Origin of the sequence: Aminomonas paucivorans DSM 12260 (assembly GCF_000165795.1) — a bacterium.
Classification (GTDB): domain Bacteria; phylum Synergistota; class Synergistia; order Synergistales; family Synergistaceae; genus Aminomonas; species Aminomonas paucivorans.
This window is the reverse complement of sequence record NZ_CM001022.1, coordinates 2,181,130-2,202,483: the sequence shown is the minus strand read 5'-3', so window position 1 is coordinate 2,202,483 and position 21,354 is coordinate 2,181,130. Positions and strand designations below refer to the sequence as shown.

General features: G+C 71.6%; 21 protein-coding genes and 1 riboswitch. Of the genes, 7 read left to right on the top strand and 14 right to left on the bottom strand.

Going from position 1 to position 21,354, the window contains the following annotated elements; genetic code table 11:
* Positions 1-23 precede the first annotated feature (23 nt).
* The 13 genes from APAU_RS10435 to APAU_RS10375 form a co-directional block, all read right to left on the bottom strand.
* Positions 24-587, bottom strand: a complete 564-nt coding sequence (locus tag APAU_RS10435) for a nitroreductase family protein (RefSeq protein WP_006301713.1) — start codon at positions 585-587, stop codon at positions 24-26.
* Positions 584-1,576, bottom strand: coding sequence for a DMT family transporter (locus tag APAU_RS10430; RefSeq protein WP_006301712.1), 993 nt, complete (start codon positions 1,574-1,576; stop codon positions 584-586). The genes APAU_RS10435 and APAU_RS10430 overlap by 4 nt, the downstream gene beginning before the upstream one ends.
* 72 nt (positions 1,577-1,648) lie before the next feature.
* The gene (thiW, locus tag APAU_RS10425) at positions 1,649-2,161 is read right to left on the bottom strand and encodes an energy coupling factor transporter S component ThiW (protein ID WP_006301711.1); all 513 of its coding nucleotides are present in this window, start codon (positions 2,159-2,161) and stop codon (positions 1,649-1,651) included.
* A gap of 31 nt (positions 2,162-2,192) precedes the next feature.
* The gene (locus APAU_RS10420) at positions 2,193-3,119 is read right to left on the bottom strand and encodes an ABC transporter substrate-binding protein (RefSeq protein ID WP_006301710.1); all 927 of its coding nucleotides are present in this window, start codon (positions 3,117-3,119) and stop codon (positions 2,193-2,195) included.
* On the bottom strand, positions 3,116-3,913 hold the full coding sequence (locus tag APAU_RS10415) for an ABC transporter permease (protein ID WP_006301709.1): 798 nt from the start codon (positions 3,911-3,913) through the stop codon (positions 3,116-3,118). The genes APAU_RS10420 and APAU_RS10415 overlap by 4 nt, the downstream gene beginning before the upstream one ends.
* The gene (locus tag APAU_RS10410) at positions 3,906-4,634 is read right to left on the bottom strand and encodes an ABC transporter ATP-binding protein (protein ID WP_006301708.1); all 729 of its coding nucleotides are present in this window, start codon (positions 4,632-4,634) and stop codon (positions 3,906-3,908) included. Before APAU_RS10410 ends, APAU_RS10415 begins: the two co-directional genes overlap by 8 nt.
* Positions 4,627-5,259 (bottom strand): thiamine phosphate synthase, encoded by a 633-nt coding sequence (gene thiE, locus APAU_RS10405; protein WP_006301707.1) that lies wholly within the window; start codon positions 5,257-5,259, stop codon positions 4,627-4,629. The genes APAU_RS10410 and thiE overlap by 8 nt, the downstream gene beginning before the upstream one ends.
* The gene (locus APAU_RS10400; protein WP_006301706.1) at positions 5,256-6,038 is read right to left on the bottom strand and encodes a hydroxyethylthiazole kinase; all 783 of its coding nucleotides are present in this window, start codon (positions 6,036-6,038) and stop codon (positions 5,256-5,258) included. The genes thiE and APAU_RS10400 overlap by 4 nt, the downstream gene beginning before the upstream one ends.
* Positions 6,035-6,847: a bifunctional hydroxymethylpyrimidine kinase/phosphomethylpyrimidine kinase gene (gene thiD / locus APAU_RS10395; RefSeq protein WP_006301705.1), complete on the bottom strand. Its 813-nt coding sequence runs from the start codon at positions 6,845-6,847 to the stop codon at positions 6,035-6,037. The genes APAU_RS10400 and thiD overlap by 4 nt, the downstream gene beginning before the upstream one ends.
* Before the next feature lie 66 nt (positions 6,848-6,913).
* A riboswitch (TPP riboswitch) is annotated at positions 6,914-7,024 on the bottom strand.
* 58 nt (positions 7,025-7,082) lie between these two features.
* On the bottom strand, positions 7,083-8,171 hold the full coding sequence (locus APAU_RS10390; protein ID WP_006301704.1) for a pyridoxal-phosphate-dependent aminotransferase family protein: 1,089 nt from the start codon (positions 8,169-8,171) through the stop codon (positions 7,083-7,085).
* Positions 8,172-8,286: 115 nt separating this feature from the next.
* On the bottom strand, positions 8,287-8,718 hold the full coding sequence (locus tag APAU_RS10385) for a GNAT family N-acetyltransferase (protein WP_050792543.1): 432 nt from the start codon (positions 8,716-8,718) through the stop codon (positions 8,287-8,289).
* Between the two features lie 168 nt (positions 8,719-8,886).
* The gene (locus APAU_RS10380) at positions 8,887-10,323 is read right to left on the bottom strand and encodes a hypothetical protein (RefSeq protein ID WP_006301702.1); all 1,437 of its coding nucleotides are present in this window, start codon (positions 10,321-10,323) and stop codon (positions 8,887-8,889) included.
* Positions 10,324-10,377: 54 nt separating this feature from the next.
* A complete protein-coding gene (locus tag APAU_RS10375; RefSeq protein ID WP_040345073.1) occupies positions 10,378-11,502 on the bottom strand; it encodes a hypothetical protein in 1,125 nt (374 codons plus the stop codon).
* 218 nt (positions 11,503-11,720) lie between these two features.
* Between APAU_RS10375 and APAU_RS10370 the strand changes: the two genes are divergently transcribed.
* Genes APAU_RS10370 through APAU_RS10340 form a run of 7 tightly spaced genes read left to right on the top strand, consistent with a single transcriptional unit; the run spans position 11,721 to position 20,293 of the window.
* Positions 11,721-14,567: a UPF0182 family membrane protein gene (locus tag APAU_RS10370; protein WP_006301700.1), complete on the top strand. Its 2,847-nt coding sequence runs from the start codon at positions 11,721-11,723 to the stop codon at positions 14,565-14,567.
* A gap of 24 nt (positions 14,568-14,591) precedes the next feature.
* Complete coding sequence (locus APAU_RS13575) at positions 14,592-15,149, top strand: hypothetical protein (RefSeq protein ID WP_006301699.1); 558 nt, start codon at positions 14,592-14,594, stop codon at positions 15,147-15,149.
* Entirely contained in the window at positions 15,146-15,907 is a 762-nt protein-coding gene (locus tag APAU_RS13570) for a PP2C family protein-serine/threonine phosphatase (RefSeq protein ID WP_006301698.1), read from the top strand. Before APAU_RS13575 ends, APAU_RS13570 begins: the two co-directional genes overlap by 4 nt.
* Positions 15,904-17,454, top strand: a complete 1,551-nt coding sequence (locus APAU_RS10355; RefSeq protein ID WP_006301697.1) for a serine/threonine protein kinase — start codon at positions 15,904-15,906, stop codon at positions 17,452-17,454. The genes APAU_RS13570 and APAU_RS10355 overlap by 4 nt, the downstream gene beginning before the upstream one ends.
* A gap of 25 nt (positions 17,455-17,479) precedes the next feature.
* Positions 17,480-18,832 carry a hypothetical protein gene (locus APAU_RS10350; RefSeq protein WP_006301696.1) on the top strand — a complete coding sequence of 451 codons (1,353 nt, stop codon included), beginning with the start codon at positions 17,480-17,482 and terminating at the stop codon, positions 18,830-18,832.
* Between the two features lie 42 nt (positions 18,833-18,874).
* Positions 18,875-19,837 carry a hypothetical protein gene (locus APAU_RS10345; RefSeq protein ID WP_006301695.1) on the top strand — a complete coding sequence of 321 codons (963 nt, stop codon included), beginning with the start codon at positions 18,875-18,877 and terminating at the stop codon, positions 19,835-19,837.
* A 24-nt stretch (positions 19,838-19,861) separates the two neighbouring features.
* A complete protein-coding gene (locus tag APAU_RS10340; protein WP_006301694.1) occupies positions 19,862-20,293 on the top strand; it encodes a YkvA family protein in 432 nt (143 codons plus the stop codon).
* Positions 20,294-20,364: 71 nt separating this feature from the next.
* Here the strand turns inward: APAU_RS10340 and APAU_RS10335 are convergent, their stop codons facing one another.
* Complete coding sequence (locus APAU_RS10335; RefSeq protein ID WP_006301693.1) at positions 20,365-21,282, bottom strand: hypothetical protein; 918 nt, start codon at positions 21,280-21,282, stop codon at positions 20,365-20,367.
* Positions 21,283-21,354 lie beyond the last annotated feature (72 nt).

Genomic DNA, 21,354 nt, shown 5'->3' with positions numbered 1-21,354 from the left:
CTGTGTTTTCTCCCGGATTTTCCTCAGGCCTTGGGGGCGTAGAGGTGCCGGATGGGGCGTCCCTTCCGGGCCGGGGCGGGGGCGTCGGGTCCCGCCTTGTACCCCAGGCTCACGGCGTAGAGGGGGTCGTATCCCTCCGGGATGTCCAGCTTGCGTACCTCCTGGGGGGAGGCGAAGAAGAACCGGGCCAGCCCCAGCCAGCAGGAGCCGATGCCCAGGCTTTCCGCCGCCAGGAGCATGTTCTGGATGGCCGCGGCGGTGTCCACCAGGGGGCACAGTCCGTCCTTGAGCCCCGAGACCACCACCGCCAGCGGGGCACGGTAGAACACGTGGAACTCCGGGTTCTTCGCCATGGACACCATCCAGTCCTGCCCGCTGGCCGCCATGCCCGTCCTGCACACCTCGCTCATGTGGTCCAGCAGAGTCCGGTCGTGGACCACCGTGAAGTGCCAGGGCTGGCCGTTGCAGGCGCTGGGGGCGTAGAGCCCCGCCTCCAGGATGGTGTCCAGCTCTTCCGCCTTCAGGGGCTCCGGGCGGTAGGCCCGGGTGCTGCGGCGGCTGTGGATGGCCTGAAGCACAGGATTCATGGGGATCCCTCCTTAGGGTCGTTTGGGGATAGGGTAGCGGAAACGGCGGGGGAAGGGGAGCCTTGAGGCGGAGTTGGAAGCCGCCATGGAGGGGATAGGGTAGCGGAAACGGCGGGGGAAGGGGAGCCCCCCGACTCCCGGGCGGAGCGGAGGGAGGAGGCTGCTGCGGCTGCCAGGACGACCGCCCCGCCCAGGCACTCCCGCAGGCTGGGGGTTTCCCCCAGGAGGACCAGGGCCCCCAGGATGGCGTACACCGGCTCCAGCCCCGAGATGACCCCGGCGGCCCGGGCGGTCACCTTCCTCATGCCCCCGATGAACAGGGAGTGGGCCCCGGCGGTGAACACCACCCCCACCAGGGCCAGGAGGGCCAGGTCCGGCAGGGGCAAGGGGTCCCGCCGGAGGAGCACCAGGGGGGTGAGGACCAGTGCGGCGGCGCCCTGCTCGTAGAAGGCCACCAGGGTTCCCCGGTTGTCCCGCACCAGGGAGCGGTTCATCAGGGAGAGCACCGCGAAGGAGAGGCTTCCCAGCATCCCCCAGAGGATGCCCCGGGTCATGGCGTCCCCCAGGTCCGCCCGGGGGACCAGGATGGCCACCCCCAGGATCAGGACCGAGGCGGTGGTCAGATCGCGGAGGCGGAGGCGCTCCCGGAAGATCAGGGGTTCCAGGAAGGCAGCGAAGAGGGGGAAAGTGGCGAAGGTGAGGGTTCCCACGGCCACCGTGGAGGTCTGGATGGACTGGAAGAAGGCGGACCAGTGCCCCGCCAGCACGACACCCGCCCCCAGGGCCAGGGCGGTCTGTCGGGGGGTGCGCATCCGCAGGCTCTCCCCTCGGAGGAGGAAGAGGACCATGAGGGAGAGGGAGGCGAAGGTGACCCGCCCCCAGGTGATGGTCCAGGCGGGAAGGTGGATGAGCCGGGCGAAGAGCCCGGAGAAGCCGAAGAGCAGCACCGCCAGGTGGATCCGGATCAGGCTTCGATGGCCTTCCGTCATGGCAGGCCTCCCCCGGGACCCGGAGGGACGAGGATCCCGTCCCTCCAGTGTACCCCAGGACCGGGGGCGGCTCTACAGGGTTCCCCGGTGTCCCCGAAGCAGGGGCAACCCTGCCCTCAGGGCGGCCAGGAGCCCCAGACCCAGCAGGGCCCCGGGAACGCTGCTGGCCCCGAAGGCTCCCGCCAGGAAGGCGTACCCCACGGACTTGCCCATGGCGGGGCCCAGCCAGGCGGCGCAGATCCAGGCCCCCAGGGTGCAGGTGGCCAGGGGCTCCGCCAGGGCCCCCAGGGGTTTCAGCCGGTCCGGGAGCAGGGCGGCGGCGAAGCCCACCGCCAGGGCCCCGGGGATGCTCCCGGGGAAGGCGAAGAGGGTGCCCGTGCCCAGGCTCACCCGGAGCAGGCTGGTGATCGTGGCGGCCCCGGCGGCCCACCAGGGCCCCAGGAGTACCCCCGCCAGGGCGTTGAGGGCGTGCTGGGCCGGAAAGCACCGGGTGGGCCCCACGGGGACGGACAGCCCCGAGAGGAGCACCCCCAGGGCGGCGAAGAGCCCCGCCAGGGCCAGGTTGCGCAGGCGTTCGCGGTTCATGATCTCGACCTCCTTATAAAGTTTGGTTGCGTCAGAAACGGAGGAGCAGGGGCGCGGGGTCCACCGGCTTTTCCACCAGCTTCTCCCGGAGGGCGAAGTCGGCGAAACGCCGCCACCGGGCGGGGTCCAGCTTCTGGTCCTTCGCGAAGAAGGGCAGGGTGGCGTCCAGCATCTCCCGTTCTTCCGCTTGGTCCGCCCCGGGAACCGACTGCAGGTAGGCGCTCATGGCCTGTTCGGGGTGTCGCCGCGTCGCCTCCAGTCCCTCCGCCAGGGCCCGTCGGAAGGCCGCCAGGACCCGGGGGCGTTTGCTCAGGGCCGGGGAGGCCAGCACCACCAGCTCGTCGTAGTCCGGGACGCCCCCCTCCTCCAGGGGGAAGACCCGGGGCTTGAGCCCCTGGCGGCGCAGCTGCACCACCTCCACGTTCCGGAAGGCCCCCACCACCGCCGCCACCTTGCCCGAGGCCAGGGGCGGGACGATCTGGAAGCCCACGTGGACCCACTCCAGGTCCTTCAGCCCGTGGTGCCGGGCGAAGACCTTCCCCAGCACGTCCATCATCCCCGGCACGGTGGTGCCGATGCGCTTGCCCGAGAGGTCCTTCACGCTTCGGATTCCCTTGTCCTCCAGAGCCACCACGGTGCTCAAGGGGCGCGCCACCAGGCGGGCGCAGACCCGCACGGGGATGCCCCCCGAGGCTGCCACCAGGGCCTGGGGCATGTACCCCAGGGCCAGGTCCGTCCGTCCCGCCGCCGCCAGCTTCAGGGGGTCCGCCGTGTCCGAGGGGGTCAGGATCTCCACCTCCAGTCCCTCCCGGGCGAAGGCCCCCCGGGCCTGGGCCCAGTAGAGGGGGGCATGGTCGACGTTGGGGGTCCAGTCCAGCATCAGTCGGACTTTCTCCGCCCCCCCCGCCGGGGCCCCCAGGAGGACCAGCAGGACCGTCGCGCACAGAAGTCGTCTCATTTCCTTCCCTTCCTTTCTCTTCGTTCCAGCCACCGGGCCCGCCCCTCCGGGCGGGTCCACCACACCAGACGCCGCTCCAGCCGATCCACCGCCCCGTAGAGTCCCGTCCCCAGGACCACCAGCACCGCCAGGGCCGCGAAGACCCGGTCCGTGGCCAGGCGGGCGTTGGCCTGGAGCATCAGAAAGCCCAGCCCCCGGGAGGCGCCGCACCATTCCCCCAGCACCGCCCCGATGGGGGCCACGCAGACCCCCGTCTTGAGCCCCCCCATCAGGGGGGGCAGCGCCCCGGGGAGGTGGAAGGCCCGAAACCGGGCGATCCTCCCCCCTCCCATGAGGCGCAGCAGGTCCTCCCGCCCCCGATCCCGGTGCTTCAGTCCCTGGAGGAACGCCAGGGCCACGGGGAAGAAGACCACCAGGGCGGTGAGGGCCACCTTGGGTCCCATGCCGAAGCCGAACCACACCACCAGGAGAGGGGCCAGGGCGAACACCGGCGCCGCCTGGGTGGCCACCAGCAGGGGCAGCACCGCCCGCTCCGCCTGGGGCAGGGCGAAGAGGCCTCCCCCCACCAGAAGCGCCGCCCCCAGGCCCAGGAGGATCCCCAGGACCATCTCCCCCAGGGTGACCGCCCCGTGGGCCAGCAGCTCCGGGGCCTGGGAGAGCAGTACCCTCGCCACCCGTCCCGGCGAGGGAAGCAGATAGGGGGGCAGGTCCAGCCCCCGGCAGACTCCCTCCCAGAGCGCCAGGAGAAGCAGGAAGAGCCCCAGGCCCAGGGCCCGGTCCCGGAGCCTAGCCACGGGACCCTTCCAGGGCCCGGAAGGCCCGTTCCCGCAGGGCCGCCAGTTCCCCGTCGGCGGGCCGGGGCTTGGGGCCGGGGGGGACGAGGCGCTCCCGCACCTCCATCCCCGGTCCCAGCACCCAGACCCGGTCTCCCACCCGAAGGGCCTCCTCCAGGTCGTGGGTCACCCAGAGGAGGGTGCGCCCCCACTCCCCCTGGAGGCGCAGCACCTCCTCCTGGAGGGTCCGGCGGGTGAAGGCGTCCAGGGCGGAGAGGGGCTCGTCCAGAAGCACCAGGGGACACCCCCAGAGGAGGGTGCGCGCCAGGGCGCACCGCTGCCGCATCCCCCCGGAGACGGACCCGGGAGGGTAGCGAAGGAACTCCCCCAGGCCGAAGCGGTCCAGCAGTTCCCGGGCCTCCCCCTCCCGGCGCCTCGGGTCCTCCCCCCGCATCCGCACCGGGAGGAGGGCGTTGTCCAGCAGGTCCATCCAGGGGAGCAGCCGGTCATCCTGGGCCATGAGGGCGCAGCGCCCTCGGAGGGAGGGAACCTCCCGGCCCTCCATGCGCATCGTCCCTCCGTCCGGGGGAACCAGCCCCGCCAGGAGGTGCAGCAGGGTGCTCTTGCCGCACCCCGAGGGGCCCGCCAGGGCCAGGCACCCCCCCCGGGGGAGGTCCAGGTCCAGCCCCCCCAGCACCGGCCGCCCCCCGAAGGACTTCCGCAGGGCCCGGACCTCAAGCATCCAGAAGCTCCCGAAGCCTGCGGCAGGCCTCCGCCGGGTCCGGGGCACCCACGGCTTCCCGCACCACCACGACCCCTGCGGCGCCCCGACGCCGCAGGTCCGGCACGGCGGCGGCGGTGATCCCCCCCACGGCCACGCAGGGCAGGGGTACTGAGGCGGCCACGGCGGCGAAGCCCTCCGGCCCGATGACGGTGGTGTCCTCCTTGGTGGGGGTGGGGGCCACCGCCCCCACCCCCAGGTAGTCCGCCCCGTCCTTCCAGGCCCGGAGGGCCTGCTCCGGGGTGCGGGCGGTGGCCCCCACCAGGAAGTCCGGGGGGGCCAGGCGGCGGGCGACCGCCACGGGCAGGTCCTCCAGACCCAGGTGGACCCCCGAGGCCCCGCAGGCCAGGGCCACGTCCAGCCGGTCGTTCACGAAAAAGAGGGCTCCCGCATCGTCGCAGAGGGCCGCCAGGGCCTCCCCCAGGCGACACAGCTCCCGCCCCGAGGCGGTCTTGTGGCGCAGCTGCACCGTCCCCGCCCCCCCCGCCAGGGCCGCCCGGGCCTGTTCCATCAGGCTTCGGGGAGCCCCCGCCCGGAGGTCCGGGATCACGTACAGCTTCAGGTGGGAGCGCAGGTCCCCGGTCACGGCGTCCCCTCCGCCTCCGGCAGGGGAAGCCCTCCCGTGCGGGCCTCCCCCAGGGCGTCCAGGAAGGCGACCCGGAAGGAACCGGGGCCGCACCCTCGGGAGGCCGCCCGGGTCGAGGCGGCGGCGAAGAGCCCCACCGCCGCTCCCGCCGCCTCGAAGGGCTCCACCCCTGCCGCCAAGGCCGCCAGCAGGGCGGTGCCCAGGGCGCATCCGCTGCCCGGGAGGGAGCGCAGGGCCTCGTGTCCCCCCGCCAGGCGTCCGGTATGGAAGGGGTCGGCGAACCGGTCCGTCCCTCCCGTGGCCAGCACCAGGGTGCGGTGTTTCCGGGCCAGGTCCGCCAGATCCTCCTCCCGAACCTCCGTGGTCCCCTCCACCCCCCGGAGGAGGGCGGGGCGCCCCGCCAGAGCGGCCACCTCCGCTCCGTTGCCCTTCACGCAGGCGAACCGGTGCCGGGCCAGCAGGGTCCGGAGGCGCTCCGTGCGGGGGAGGGAGAGGCCGCAGCCCACCAGGTCCAGCAGCCTCGGGATCTCCGTGCCCTCCGTGGCGGCCAGGGCCTCGTCCTGACCCGCCTGGGCCTCTGTCTCCGGGGTTCCGGCGTTCACCAGCACCCCGTCGGCCCCCCGGGCCACCGAGCCCGCCTCGGGGGGCCAACAGGTCATCACCGGGCAGGCCCCCAGGGCCAGGGCCACCTCCGCCTGCAGGGGCGCCGCCACCCGGTTGGTGAGGTGGTGCAGCAGGGGGCGGACCTCTGCCACCCGGGCCCAGACCGACCGGCTCACCGCCGGTCCACCCAGGAGGGCGTCACCCCGTGGCCGGGGCAGCCGTGCCCCCGGCCGTACCGCACCCCCGCCTCCAGGGCCTGGCGCAGGTAGCGCCGTCCCCGGTCCACCGCCTCCGGGAGGTCGCACCCCGCCGCCAGCTCCGCCGCCACCGCGGCGCTCAGGGTGCACCCCGTGCCGTGGGTGTTCTCCGTGTGCAGGCGGCTCTGCCGGAAGACCCGCAGGTCTCCGGGGAGAGCCAGCACGTCCACCAGCTCCTCCCCCTCCAGGTGTCCCCCCTTGAGGAGCACCCCCTTCGGCCCCAGGGCCAGCAGGTCCCGGGCGGCCTCCTCCATGGCCTCAGGTCCCGGGATCCGTCGCCCCAGGAGCACCTCCGCCTCCGGGAGGTTCGGCGTGGCCAGGAGAGCCAGGGGAAGCAGCCGGTCCCGCAGGGCCGCCGCCGCGTCCTCCCCCAGAAGGGGGTCCCCGCTCTGGGAGACCATCACCGGGTCCACCACCAGGTTTCGCACCCCCGCCGCCTCCAGGGCCTCCGCCGTCGCCCTCACCAGGGCCTGGGAGGCCAGCATCCCCGTCTTGACCGCCCCCACGGGGAAGTCGGAGCACACCGCGTCGATCTGTCCCCGCACCGTCTCCTCCGGAACCGGGTGGAACCCCCGGACCCCCAGGGAGTTCTGCACCGTCACCGCCGCCAGGGCGCTGGTGCCGAAGACCCGCAGGGCCGCGAAGGTCTTCAGGTCCGCCTGGATCCCCGCCCCCCCGCCGGAATCGCTTCCCGCAACGGTGAGGGCCACCCCTCGATACAGTCCCATCCGCGTCTCTCCTTCCTCCACAAAAAAAGAGGACCCGCCCTGACGGCGGATCCTCCACGATGGGTCAAGCCCCTGGATCTTCCTTCCTCCGCCGGTATGAACCGGATCAGGTTCGAGGGGTCGAAGGGCCTCGCCCTTCCTCTCAGTCCCGTCTGCGGGACTCCCCCGGAAGCTATGGTCCCGCCCCGGGAGGGGCGGGTTGTGGTCCCCAGTACACCCCAAGGGGGCGGTTTCGTCAAGGGCGCTTCGCCAGGACCTCTCCCAGGGCGTCCAGGGCCCGGTCCACCAGGGGGAGGGAGGCCTGGGTTCCCATGTGGCCGAACCGGAAGACCTTTCCCGCCAGGGGGCCGTAGTTGCCCCCCAGCACCACCCCCCGGCGACGCAGGGCCCCGTCCAGGGCCTCCCAGGTCCACCCCTCGGGCACCCGGGCGGCGGTGACGGTGGGGGAGCAGAAGGCTTCCTCCTCCGGGAAGAGCGCCACCCCCAGGTCCGCCAGGCGGCTTCGGCAGCGGGCCGCGGCTCGGGCGTGGCGGCTCCAGACCGCCTCCTGCCCCTCCTCCTCGTAGAGGTCCAGGGCCTGGCGCAGCGCCGCCAGCCCCCGCCAGTGGTGGGTGTAGGGGAAGGCCCCGGTGAGGCGGGCCTCCTCGAAGGGGGCCAGGGCGTCGTAGCCCTGGTAGCCCCGGAGGCGCACCGCCTCCCGGGCCCGGGGGCTTAGGGAGGTGAAGCACAGGTCCGGGGGCAGGGAGAGGCACTTCTGGCTTCCCAGGAGGCCCAGGTCGATGCCCCAGTCGTCCACCCGCACCGGGGCCCCTCCCGCGCTGGCCACGAAGTCCACGCACAGCAGGGCCTCCGCCTCCCGGGCGATGCGGCCGTAGTCCTCCAGGGGGGTCAGGGTCCCGCTGGGGGTTTCGCAGTGCACCACCGTCATCATCCGGGGGCGGAAGCGCAGGGCCTCCTGCCGCACCTCCTCGGGGTCCGGGAGGCGGGAAAAGGGGAACTCCAGGAGGCGCACCTCCAGCCCCAGGGCCCGCCCCATCTCGGCGAAGCCCGAGCCGAAGACCCCGGAGGAGACCGCCAGGAGCCGGTCCCCCGGTGCCAGGACGCTGTTCAGTGCCCCCCAGAGGGCCAGCATCCCCTCGCCGCACTGGATGGCCACGGGGTTTTCCGTGTGCAGCAGCCGGGCCAGCCCCGCCTCGCAGCTTCGGTAGAGGGAGAGAAAATCCCCCTCCAGGTCCGGGCTGCCGTAGTCCTCAACGTATCGGGCCGCCGCGGCCTCGGGCACCCGAACCGGCCCGGGCACCAGCCCCACGGGATAGCGTTCCATCTCTCGTCCTCCTTCCGGAATCTTCCCGCCCCAACCTAACCCGGGAGTCCCGGGACGGCTAGGTCCAGAAGGAGGCGGGAGGAGGGGGGGTGTGGCCCCTTGAGCCTCGGACGGGTCAGGGGGATGGGGTCTCCTCCGGCGGGGTGCGGCGCATGAAGCGTCCCTCCGTGTCCCGGACGAAGCCGTAACGGGCGTAGAGCCCCGGGGCGTCCCGGGTGGCCAGGAGGCCCGTGAGCCCCCGCAGGACCGGGGTGTCCAGCACCAGTTCCACCAGCCCCTTGCCGAGGCCTCGCCCCCGGTGGGACGGGCAGACCAGGACGTCCGCCAGCCAGAACATCACCGCTCGGTCCGTCACGACCCGGGCGAAGGCCACCTGCTCCTCTCCCAGGTAGGCCCCGTAGCAGAGGGAGTGTTCCAGGGAGGCCTCGATGGTCTCCCGGGTGCGGCGGCATCCCCAGTAGCTTCCCTGCACCAGGGTGCAGATGGCGTCGCGGCGAAGCAGGCCCTGATCGTCCGAAAGGCGGTAGGACCCGATCCATCGTTCCATGGCACCCCCCCCTTGGGGGTCCATGGTACCTCCTTTTGCAGGGGGACGTCTGCCTCCGGCGGGGAAGGAGCGGGTCGGGAAGAGGGCCTTCCGGGAGGACGAAAAAGGTCGGGGGTGCGGCACGAAGCCCCGCACCCCCGACCGGGATCGCGCCCCCCCGTTTCGGATCTAGGCGGGTTTCTTGAAGTGCACCCGGAACCACTTGGAGGTCTCCTTGGGGAGGACCCGGTAGCCCCGGCGTTCCTTGGACATCCAGATGAAGTAGTCCTGGCAGAAGGACTCCTGGAGGGCTCGGATCCCCTTGTCCCGGTTCTCCTTGATGAGGCCGTAGGAGTCCTTCAGGACCCGGTCCTCGTCGTTGTCCCAGCGGAAGGCCCCCAGGGCGAAGCAGAAGCTTTTGAGCACCCCCCCGTAGGGGGAGAACTGGGGGATCAGGAGGGAGTTGTCCGTCCAGTCGTAGACCCCCAGGCCCCGTCCGGGGGTGAGGATCACCTTGGGGATGCCGTACATGCGCACCCGGGGGGCCCGGAGCATGTCCGGATCCAGGGGGGTGAGGTCCATCATGATCTCCCCGGCCTGCTTGAAGCCCACGGGCTTGCCCGTGTCCACGTTGAGGGGGGAAGTGTCCATGCGGGCGCTCCTCGCCGCCAGGGTCATGAACTCCTTCTTGTGGTTGAAGGCCTCCCGCAGTTCCCCCTTGAGGGCGGGGACGCCCTTGCCCTTGTGCTTTCTAGCCGCCATCTCCACCCGGGTCTTCCAGCGCTCCGCCTCGTTGCGCACGTGCACCTCCAGGTTGGCCAGGAAGCGGGTGCGGTCGTGAAGGCCCAGCACCTTCTGGAGTTCCGGGTCGGAGAAGGTCTCGATCTCCTTGGCCGCCCGCTCCAGGCTGATCAGCAGCTCGTGCTCCGCCAGCTCGTAGCGCTTGCTGTTCTCGTGGATCTTCTCCCGGTCCGAGGGGTCCGCCTCCCGGACCCGGCGGGTGCGCATCTCCACCTCCGTGTGGATGCGCAGGTGCGCCTCCAGGTGCGAGAGCATCTCCTCCACCTCCGGAGGGGTGATGAAGCCGCAGCGGGAGAGCACCATGGACACCACCAGGCGGCGGCGCTGTTCCGTGGCCCCCAGGTCCGAGGCGAAGCGGGCCAGCTTTTCCTCCCGGGTGGTGCCCCCTTGGGGGCCCTCGTAGGGTTTCCCGAAGAGGAGGGCGTAGTTCTCCGCCAGGAAGTCCGTGAGGCGTCCGTACTGGTAGATGTCCAGGCAGGCCGGTTGGTCCAGTTCGTCGGCGAAGTGGGGGTTGGGGACATTGGCCTTGGAGGAGAGGACGCCGAAGTTGATGGCCAGCTTTTCCGCGTCGTCGAAGGTCAGGGCTTCGGGGGGGAGCTTCTCCGCGTCGATGCGTGCCTCCACCAGGCTCCAGACCAGCTCCCAGTACTGGTGGGCGGCGCGCTGCCACAGAAGACGATAGGCCTTGCGCTCCTCCGGGTCCTCCGCTTCCCGGAGACGGGCCAGGTCGTCCTCCATGTTGGTCAGTTCTCCGGCAGCGGAGCGCACCGCCGGGTGGTCCTTCCACTTTGCACGGATGGCCTCAAGGGGGCTCGGGTTGTTCACGGGATCACCTCTTCGGGGTCAGATCGCAACGGAATCGCGCCTCGCGGGCGCGGGTCAACGGAAGCTGGGGGAGCCGGCTCGCAGAATCGGTTCGACCAGGGCGAGCCACCGGCCCATCTCCAGAGCCTGCACCAGGGAGAAGGTGGCGTACTGCCCATCTGGCTCTCCCCCCAGGGCGCAGGCGGTGAGGATGCGTTCCCAGTCCTCCTCCTGCAGGACCAGGAAGCGGTCCTTCTCTCCGGGGAGTCGGGTTTCCGGGACGAGGCTGAAGGCCAGGCGTCCCTGCCCGTCCAGGTAGCGCTGGACGACGAACATGCGGGAGTGGTCCGGGCGGGACATCATGGAGAAGCGCTCCCGCTTCTTGAGGCCCTCCGCCTCCGCTTCTCCCGGGGCGTCGTCGCTCTCCCGGGGGTCCACGGTGTGCAGGAGGGGCTGGAGGCGCAGGTAGGCGGTCATGCGGGTCCAGAACTCCCGCCCCTTCCCCGCCAGGTTGGTGAGGGTCTCCTCGGATCGGGAGTCCGGTCCGGGCAGGAGGGCCCAGAGGGCTTCCCCCAGGTCCTGCTCCCCGTCGGGGGACCAGTCCCGGAAGCCCAGGAGGATGGCCTGGGCCGCCGTCATGAGGGGGACCCCCCATCGGTCGGGGTTGGCGTGGGACAGGTCCCGCACGAAGGGCAGGTTCCTCAGGGAGGAGGGGGGGGAACCGGGGAGGTCCATGCCCCGCCAGGGCCTTCCTTCGGTCCGGTGTCCGTCCAAAAGCTGCGTCTCCTCGGGGGTCTCGGCGAAGCAGGGGCGGACCCGGTGGGGGTCCCGGGGAGAGGGGGCGTAGGCCAGCCACAGGGTGTCCCTCTTGGACTCGGGCACGGCGAGGCACTCCGCCTCGCTGTACACGGACCGGGACCGGTGGATCAGGTCGCCGAACACCTGCACGGACCTCCAGAGGAGGGCCTTGAGGGTCAGATCCTGTCCCGCCTGCTCCACCAGCCGGGACACGGCGGCCCGCACGTCCTCCATGGGGTACTCCCGGCTGGAGGTGCGTCCCGTCTTGATCTTGAGGTTCCGTTCCTGTCCCTCCGCCCAGGCCAGGGAGGTGTGCTTCTTCTTGCCGGTGCTCTGGTTGAGGATGGCGAGGCGGGGGAGCCCCTTGCCCCGGACGAGCTGGAGGGTCAGGACTTCGTCCACCGGGATTTCCGCTAGGGTTTCAAAGGGTGTGGCAGCTTCCACGGGAGTCACCTCTCGGAGGCGCCTTCAGGAGGACGTTTCCCTGGACGCCGCATAGGTCCTACAATCGTACCCCAAGGGGACGATGGTCCGATTATACTCCCCGGGTTGTCCCGGCCGTTCCTCGAAGTCACGGCACACCCCGGGACCTTGTCCCCATCCGCGAAGGAGGAAGGTCCATGACGTTTCGAGATTGGTTTCCCCGAGGAGCCCAAGAGTGGATCCCCGGACAGGGGGACAACGAGGGGGAAGAGATCCTGGAGTCGACCCCGCCCCCTCCCCGTAGGCCCTTCCGCCTGGGCAAGCTGCCCCTTCTGGCCGGGGCGGCGCTGGTCCTCTTCAGCGGCCTGCCCTGGCTGGCCCGGTGGGTCACGGATCTGTGGTGGTTTCGGTCCCTGGGACAGGAGACGGTGTTCTGGACCCGGATCCTCCCCCAATGGGGGCTCTTCGCCGTTGCCCTCGTCGCCTCGTCGGCCTTCACCTTTCTGAACTGGCGTCTCGCCGTCTCCCGAGGGTTCGCGGACCTCCCCGGTCCCCACCCCGCGGGGCGCTGGATCCTGGGGGCCTCCCTCGTCCTGGGGGTCCTCAACGGCCTGGGAACCCGGGGCGCCTGGGGGCTGGTGCTGCGGTTCCTCCATGCCCAGCCCTTCGGGACCGCGGACCCGGTGTTCCACCGGGACCTGGGATTCTACGTCTTCTCCCTGCCCTTCTGGCGCTTCGCCCAGGGGTGGTTCTCGGGGCTGCTCCTCACCACCCTGGCGGGTTGCCTGCTGGTCTACTTCCTGGGGCGGTCGGTGCAGCTTCTGGAAGGGCGCCCCTGGGTGTCTCCGGCGGTGCGGGGGCACCTGGCGGTCCTGGGCGCTTCCCTCCTGCTCCTCTGGGGGGCGGGGTGGTGGCTGGACCGCTACGACCTGCTCCTCTCCCCCGGGGGCATCGTCTTCGGGGCGGGGTACGTGGACCTGCACGTGAAGCTCCCCGCCCTGTACCTCAACGTGGGGGCGGCGGCCGTCGCGGCGGTGCTGCTGGCGGTGAACCTCTTCCGTCCCCTGTGGCGTCCCTCCCTGGTGGCCCTGGCGGTCTTGCTGGGGGCGGGGTGGATCGCGGGGGTGGTCGTGCCGGGGATCGTGCAGCAGTACGTGGTGAAGCCCAACGAGTACGAGATGGAAAAGCCCTACCTGCGCTTCCACATGGACGCCACCCTCAAGGCCTACGGTCTGGACCGGATCCGGGCCCTCTCCGTCACCCCCTCGGGGGAGACCACCCCGGAGGACCTGAGGGCGGATCTGGACACGGTGCGGAACATCCGCCTCTGGGACTACGGCCCGCTGCTGCGGACCTACAAGCAGCTTCAGGAGATCCGCTCCTACTACGACTTCTCCGACGTGGACATCGACCGCTATAACTTCGACGAGTCGGGAGTCCATCGGCAGGTGATGCTCTCCGTGCGGGAGCTGGACAGCAGTCAGCTCCAGAACCCCACCTGGGTGAACCGGCACCTGGAGTTCACCCACGGTTTCGGGGTGGTGATGAACCCGGTGAACGAGGTGGCCCCCGGGGGGATGCCGGTGCTCTTCGTGAAGGACCTGCCCCCCAAGGCCTCCGTCTCCCTGGACATCCGCCGTCCCCAGGTCTACTTCGGGGAGAAGACCAACACCTACGCCCTGGTGCGGACGGAGGTGAAGGAGTTCGACTACCCCATGGGGGATGCCAACGCCCGGAGCACCTATGAGGGGACCGGAGGGGTGCCCCTGGGGTCCCTGTGGCGGCGGCTGCTCTTTGCCCTGCGCTTCCGGGACACGGAGATCCTCTTCACGGGCTCCCTGCGTCCGGACAGCCGCGTCCTCTTCCGCCGAAGCCTGGGGGAGGTTCTGCGGGAGATGGCCCCCTTCCTGGCCTACGACGACGACCCCTATCCGGTGGTGCTGGGGGGGCGCATCCTCTGGGTGCAGGACGCCTACACCGCCACGGACCGGATCCCCTACTCCAAGCCCCTGGCCATCGAGGACCCCTCCCTGGAGGGGCTCAACGGGGTGAACTACCTGCGCAACAGCGTGAAGATCACCCTGGACGCCTACGACGGCACGGTGCGGTTCTACCTGATGGATCCCGCCGATCCCCTGGCGGCCACCTGGGCCCGGGTCTTCCCGGGGCTCTTCCGCCCCGTCTCGGAGATGCCCGAGGGGCTGCGGGCCCACCTGCGCTACCCCGAGGGGCTCTTCGAGGTGCAGAGCGAGCTGTACCGGGTCTACCACATGACGGACACCAACACCTACTACAACAAGGAGGACGTGTGGGAGGTGTCCCCGGCGGGCCGGGAGAAGCGCCTCTCCCCCAACTACGTCACCATGAAGCTGTTGGGGAAGGAAAAGCCGGAGTTCGCCCTCATCGTGCCCTTCATGCCCGTGGGGCGGAGCAACCTCATCGGCTGGATGGCGGGACGGTGCGACCCGGAGCACTACGGGGAGCTGGTGGTGTACCAGTTCCCGAAGCAGAAGCTCATCTTCGGGCCCCCGCAGATCGAGGCCCTCATCGACCAGAACCCGGAGATCTCCGCCCAGATGTCCCTGTGGAGCCAGCGGGGCTCCGACGTGATCCGGGGAGACCTGCTGGTGGTGCCCATCGGCAAGTCCCTGCTCTACGTCCAGCCCCTGTACCTGAAGGCGGAGCGGGGGGAGCTGCCGGAACTCAAGCGGGTGATCCTCTCCACGGGAGGACGGGTGGTCTGGGCGGAGACCTTCCGGGAGGCCCTGACCCTGCTGGTGGGGGAGGACGTGCTGGGGGGCGGCAAGGCCGCGAAGAGGCGGCCCCCGGCGGCCCCGGCGGTCCGGGAGGCGGAGCCCCGCCCCGAAGGGGAGGGGGGGGTCCCGTCCCCGGGGACGAAGGACCTGGCCCGGAAGGCCCAGGAACTCTTTGAGCAGGCCCAGCAGGCCTCCCGCGCCGGGGATTGGGCCGCCTACGGCCAGAAGCTTCGGGAGCTGGAGGCGGTCCTTCGCCGACTGGTGGAGGCCGGAGAGGGGCCCCGGTAGGGGACCGGGGAGGGAGAGAAGGGGATGGAAGCCATGGGCTGCCTGTGGGGCCTTGCGGGGGTGGCGGTGTGGCTGGCCCTGTCGGCCCTGAGCCTGGGCCTGGGGGTCTACGCCCTCTTCGCCTACGTGCTCTACCGGGTGGGGAGGAAGTTCCGCCGGGACAGCTACCCCCGGTACCTGATCCCCGTGTACAATCTGATTCTCCTGTGCCGGTGCGCCGACCTGCCCGGGGCCTACGTGGTGCTGCTGCTGGCCCCGGGGGCGGTGGCCCTGGCGGGGGTGCTCCTGGGGATTCTCCTCACGGGGCCCTTTGCGGGGGTGGCCCTCCTGCCCCTGCTGCACCCCCTGGCGTGGCTGGTCGCGGCGGGGGCCCACACGGTGCTGTGGGGGCGCATCGCCCAGAGGCTGGGGAAGGACTTCTGGCTCTGGGGGATCCTGGTGGCCTTCTTCTGGCTGCCCCTGCTGGTGCTGGCCTTCGACGACTCCCTTCCGGCGGGACGGGAGGGAGGGGGCTATCTGACGGCGCCTCCCGCCCCGCCGGGACGGTCTCGCCGGGACGACCCTCCGGAGGGACGCCCGTGAAGGTCCGGGGCTGGGGGGGGCAGATCCAGGGCTCCCGGGAGGAACAGCAGGACGTGTGGGGGCTTTTCCCTCCCCGAGGGGGGAGGGGATGGGTCGCCCTGGTGGCGGACGGCATGGGGGGCCTCCCCCTGGGGGGCCGGGCCTCCCGGGTCGCCGAGGAGGCGGTGCGGGGGGTAGTCCAGGGGGAGGATGCGGAAGAGGTGTCCCCTCGCCTGTTGGAGCGGGCGGTGGCGGCGGCCCAGGCCGCCGTGTCCGCCCTGGGGCGCCGGGAGGGCTTCCCGGGCTACGTGGGCACCACCCTGGTGCTGGCCCTCCTGGACGAGGGGGGGCTCCACTGGTCCACCGTGGGGGACAGCCGCCTGTACCTCCTGCGGGACGGGGAGCTTCGGCTCCTTTCGGAGGACCACACCGTGGGGGCCCGGCTTCTGCGGGCCGCCGCGGCGGGCCGCCTGGACCCGGAGGAGGCCCGCCGGCATCCGGAGCGAGATGCCCTGGTGAGCTTCCTGGGCATTGAGGAGCTTCGGGAGGTGGCCCGGTCGGGGGATCCCCTGCCCCTTCGCCCCGGGGACCGGGTGCTCCTGGCCACCGACGGGGTCACCCGCACCCTGGAGGATCGGGAGGTGGCCCGGGCCCTGTCCGCCCATGGGGAGGACCCGGCGGCGGCCCTGCTGGAGGCGGTGGCCCGGAAGGGAAAGGCCGCCCAGGACAACGCCACGGCGGTGGTGCTGGCGGTGGAGGAGGGGGGGCGGGAGACGTGAGCGAGGATCGGTGCCCCTTTTGCGGCGGCGAGGGCTGGACCGGCGAAGCCTGTCCCCACTGCGGGCGAGGCCCCGTGGAGGTCTCCTCCCCCTCCCGGCTGCCCCCGGGCACCCTGCTGCAGGACCGCTACCGCATCGGGGCGGTGCTGGGGCAGGGCGGCTTCGGCATCACCTACCTGGCCTGGGACCGCTCCCTGGAGCGGAAGCTGGCGGTGAAGGAGTACTTTCCCCTGGGGCTGGTCGCCCGGGACCCTAGGGGCCCCGGGGTGGTGCCCCCGGCGGGGGAGGAGGGGGAGGCCTACCAGGAGGGGCTGGAGCGTTTCCTGGAGGAAGCCCGGACCCTGGCCCGGTTCGACGACGTGCCGGGCATCGTCTCCGTGCGGGATTCCTTCCGGGCTCACGGCACCGCCTACATGGTGATGACCTACCTGGAGGGGCGGACCCTGAAGGCCTATCTGGAGGATCGGGGGGGGCGCATCCCCCTGGAGGAGGCGCTGGAGCTTCTCCATCCGGTGATGGACGCCCTGGAGGAGGTCCATCGAGTGGGGTGGCTGCACCGGGACGTGAGCCCCGACAACGTTCTGGTGCCTCGGAAGGGCACCGTCACCCTCCTGGACTTCGGCGCGGCCCGCTCCGCCCTGAGGCGCAGCAGCCGCAGCCTTTCGGTGATCCTCAAGCCCGGCTACGCCCCGGAGGAGCAGTACCGGAGCCGGGGGGAGCAGGGGCCCTGGTCGGACGTGTACGGCCTGGCGGCCACCCTGTATCGCTGCCTCACCGGCCAGCCTCCCCCGGATGCCCTGGACCGGCTCCACGAGGATACCCTGGTGGCCCCCTCCCTGCTGGAGGTCCCCCTGCCGCCCCAGACGGAGGCGGCCCTGTTGCGGGGACTGGCGGTGCGGGCGCAGGACCGCTACCCCTCCGTGGAGGCGTTTCGAAACGCCCTCATCCAGGGGGAGCGGCGGACCCACCCCCTGCCCCTTCGGCGTTCTCCGAAGAAACGGTGGGTGGTCCTGGCGGTGCTGGCGGCGGGAGCCCTCACGGGGGCGGCGATGCACCTGCGTCCCGATTCCCCCTCGTCCCGGGGAGAGGAGGGGACGCTCTCGGGCGTCCCGAGCCCTTCTCCCCAGCCCTCCCAGGCTTTCCCTTCCCCCGCCCCGTCTCCCTCCCCTCCCGGGGACCTGCTGGCCCGAGCCCAGGCGCGCTGGTCCGCCGGGGACGAGGCGGGGGCCCTGGCGATCCTGGAGGAGGCGGTGCGTTCCTCCCCCCGGGATCCGAGCCCGCACCGGATGTTGGCCCGGATCCACCTGGCCCGGAGGCGCTTCGACGCCGCAGCTCAGGAGGCCCGACGGGCCCTGGATCTGGCTCCCCGGGACGCCCCCGCCCTTTTCCTGGCCGCCCAGGCGGCGGAGGGACAGGGGCGGAACGAGGAGGCCCAGTCCTTCCTGCAGGAACTGCTCTCCCGGGACGCCACCTACCCCGGAGCCCAGGCGTTGTGGGAACGGCTTCGGCAGGGGGATCCCGGAGAGACCGGAAACCCCCTGCCCTGAACGGAACTACGTGGAGGTGTGTTCGATGCGACGATTCCGATCTCTTCGCGGGCTGATCCTGGGGGCCCTGTGGGTCCTGGGGAGCGCCTTGGGGACCGCCCAGGGGGCCCCGCGGGTGGAACTGGTTCCCCGCGTCCCGGCGATCCCCTCCCTTCCCGGGGCCCGCAACGAGCTTCGGCTGCACTGGAAGGGCGACCTCGCCTCGGGGCCCCAGCGGGGGGTGCTTTCCCTCACCTCCGGGTTGGGAGTCCTGTCGGTCCCCGGTGGGGCGGAGGGACCCCGAGTGGAGGTGGAGCTGGACCCCGGCGTTCCCCTGGCGGTGGCCTACCGGTACACCGGTCCGGACCTGAAGGGCAAACCCCTCCGGGAGGAGGTGGACCTGACCCTGCCGGAGGGCTCCGTCCGGACGGGCTTCGACGTGGGCATGGCCCTGGAGGTCCAGAAAGTGTCCCCCGTTCCCGGGGCGCGGGTGTCTCCGGGACTGCCCGTTCCCCTGCGGGTGGAGGTGGTGGACCGGTTCCACCCCGGGGCCAACCTGCCCGCCTGGATCGCCGCCCAGCAGGGATTTCTGGAGCTGCGCCTGGAGGGGCAGTCCCTGGACCCGGAGCCCTCCGGTCTGCGCACCACGGGCACCCAGCGCTGCTCCGTCCGGGAGAGGAGCGGACGGTTCGAGCTGGTGCCCCAGGCGGGGGTTCCGGCCTTTCTGGCCCCCCATCGGGGACGGGTCCGGATCCAGGTCCAGGGAGCCCTGATCCTGGGAAACGCCCGGTCCCCCCTGGCTGGAGGGATCCAGGAACTGACGGTGGAGGGGGAGCCCCCCGCGGGGGTGCTTCTCTGGATGGCCGGAAGGATCCCCCCGGGAGAGGGGGAGGCCCCGTCCCGGAGCCTGGCCGCGGTGGCCCAGGCTGCGGCGTTCTGGCCCGCCGATCCCCGGGGTGCCGGGAAGGCCCTGGCCCCGATCCTGACGGGGGAGGGGGCGGATCCGGGGGGCGCCCTGCTGCGAAACGCGGCGGAACTGCTGGAGGCGGCCCCTCCGGGGGAGGAGACGAACCTTCGTCTGCTCCAGGGAGTCCTGACGGGGGCTCGGGGAGGGCCCTGGGGCCTGGTGCGGGTGGACCGGGGGGGGCTCAAGGCCCTCCGCCTCCTGGACACCCAAGGGGCTCCCTACGGAGGACCGAAGGTTGCCCTGCCCCGGGAGACCCTGGTGGGCCTTCGGGCGGGGCAGCGTCTGGTGCTGCGCCTCTCCGGCAACGGCGGAGCCCCCGTGACCCTGACGAAGATCCTCCCCGAGGGGGTCCGTTCCAAGACCTACCCGGCGGGGACCTGGGAGAAGGCGGTGACGGTGTACGGGGACCGGCTGGCGGCCCCGGCGCCGTAGGGCGTTCCGAGGGGCCTCCGGGGCCCGGAGAGGAGAAACCGCATGTCCGCAACCACGGCGCTGCTTCGGTTCGACCGGGACCACCCCGTGTGGACGGGGGAGCTGTTTGTCCTGGCGGGGGAGTCCCCGGAGGACCTGGACCTCCTGGCCCGAAGGGGCCTGGTGGAGGAGCGGGAGGGAGTCTGGAGCCTGACGCAGGAGGGGACGGCGGGTTTCCGGGCCGAGGCGGCGGAGTGCTTCCTGGACGCCGCCCCAGGCCCTTTCCCGGAGGACTGCCGGCAGAGTCTGCGGCGTACCCGGTGGCAACTCCTGCTGGACCGGGCCTTCCGGGGGCGCTGGGGGCTGAAGGAGTTCCAGCCCGGCGCGGTTCTGTCCTTCTGGCCGGGGCTGTCCCCGGAGGAACGCCATCGCTGCGGGACGGAGGGGGTGCGCTGGCTCTTCGGGGAACACCCGGCGGTGAGGGCCCTTCGGGATCGTCCCCTGGCGGTTCCTTCCTCCCGGGAGGAGGCGGAGGCCTTCCGCGCCCCCTGGGACCTTCCCTGGGGGCGCCTCTCCCTGGACCTGCTGCTGCTGTTCCGCTACGACTTCCACTGCTACCAGGACCAGCTTCCCCTGCCCACCGACGAGGGAGGCTTCGCCAACACCGACCGGCTGCTGTGCCACTTCGTGGGGGCGGACACCACCCTGGAGGACCTGGCGGCCCACCTGGGGGAGGTGCACCTGTTCCTCCTCCACCAGCGGCGTCTGTTGCTTCCTCGTCTCTTCGACCGGGACGCCCAGGAACAGGACGCGGTGACCTGGTGGGTGGGGTGCTGCGAAGAAGAGGGACAGGCCCGGGAGCTGGCGGCGCGCTGGACCCCCCTGGGGGCGCAACTGGCGGCACCTTCCCTGCCCCTGGACCTTTGGCTGGTGAGCCGGGAAGTCCTGGAGGGGGTGAAGGAGCCGGAGGAGTCCTTCTGGGACCTGTTCTCCCGGGGAGGGCACCGGCTGTTCTGCCCGGCCTGAGGGATCGAGGGGAGGAGACGGGACATGAAGGAACGGGAAATGGCCCTTCCCTCGGATCAGAAGGCCCTGCTGGAGGCCCGGTTCCACAAGGACCAGGGGCGGGTTCGGGAGGAAGAGCTGGACGAGGTCCTGCAACGGGTGGAGGGGCACCTGAGGAGCCTGGCGAAGGTCCCCGGGGAGAGGGGGCGGCTGTTGGTCCTCCGACTTCGGCTGATGGCGGACCTGCTCCGGGCCTGGCGTGGGGGGAAGGCGGAGCTTCCCTGGCGCGCGGTGACCGCCCTGGGAGCCACCCTGGGGTACCTGTGCGATCCCCTGGACGTGATCCCGGATTTCCTGCCCGTGGTGGGGTATCTGGACGACCTTTTCATGGTGGAGCTGTGCCTGGCCTCCGCGGGGGATCAGCTGCGGGAGTACGCCCTAGCCCGGGGGGAGGCCCCGGAGACCTACGGGCTGTAGGGACCCCCAGGAGACGAAACGGGGGGCGGGACCCGATCGGTCCCGCCCCCCGCGGTTTGCGCCTTTCGGGATCAGTTACCCTCGGGCAGGAGGAGCTTCATGAGTTCCTCCATGGCCCACTGGTCCCGCTCGTCCGGGTCCTCGTCGGCGTCCCTCGCCGCCGCCTCCGCCTGAAGCCGGGCCACCCCGTCCTCCAGGCCCGAATCCTTCAGCATCTCCTCCAGCGCCTCCTGGTCCTCCTGCTCCAGACGCCCCGTGAGAGACCCCAGGATGAGGGTGGGCAGAGCGAGGAAGCTCGCCCGCTCCTGCGTCTCCGTCCAGGGGGTCTGGAGGTACACCGCCTGGTGGAAGGTCTCCTCCAGCTCCGCCCCCAGCTCTTCGTCCTCCTCCGGAAGGATCGTCAGGTCCAGGATGAGGAAGGGCAGGTTCGTGTCCAGGGACAGGGCGTTGAGCAGGGCCTCCATGGTCTCGTCGCACACCCCCTTGGTCTCCAGGAGGGCCAGGGTCCGGGCGTGCTCTCCCACGGGGGTCTCCAGGGGGTCCTCCTCCAGGGCTTCCAGGATGCGGTCGTACTGCTTCAGGTCCAGCAGACACCGGTAGAAGACCGTGCGTCCCGGGTAGACCCCCTCGTCGTCGAAGGCCACCAGGTCCTGGGCGAAGGCCAGGGCCCGCTCCAGCTCCTCCTTGGCATGGAAGCCGAAGGCCAGGTGCATCAGAAGGGCTCCGTAGATCTCCGTCAGGGGGTTCTCGTCGTACAGGCTTGCGGGAGCGCCGCCGAAGCGCTTCCGCGTCTCCGCCAGGGCCTTCTCCAGCTGTCCCAGGGAGTTCAGGGACTCCTCCTCCTCCATCAGTTCCCACAGGGCCAGGTGACCCGCCGGGTGGGACCCGTCCAGGGTGAGGATGGATCCGGCGATCCGGCGGACCTCCTTGGGGTCCTCCGCGTCCATCAGGGCTTCGAGAAGCTGTTCCAGGTTCTGCGTGTCGCTCATGGCTTTGGTCTCCTTCCAGAAATGGACAAAATGGGGGTCGGTCGCGAGGACCGGCCCCCCATTATACCTGAT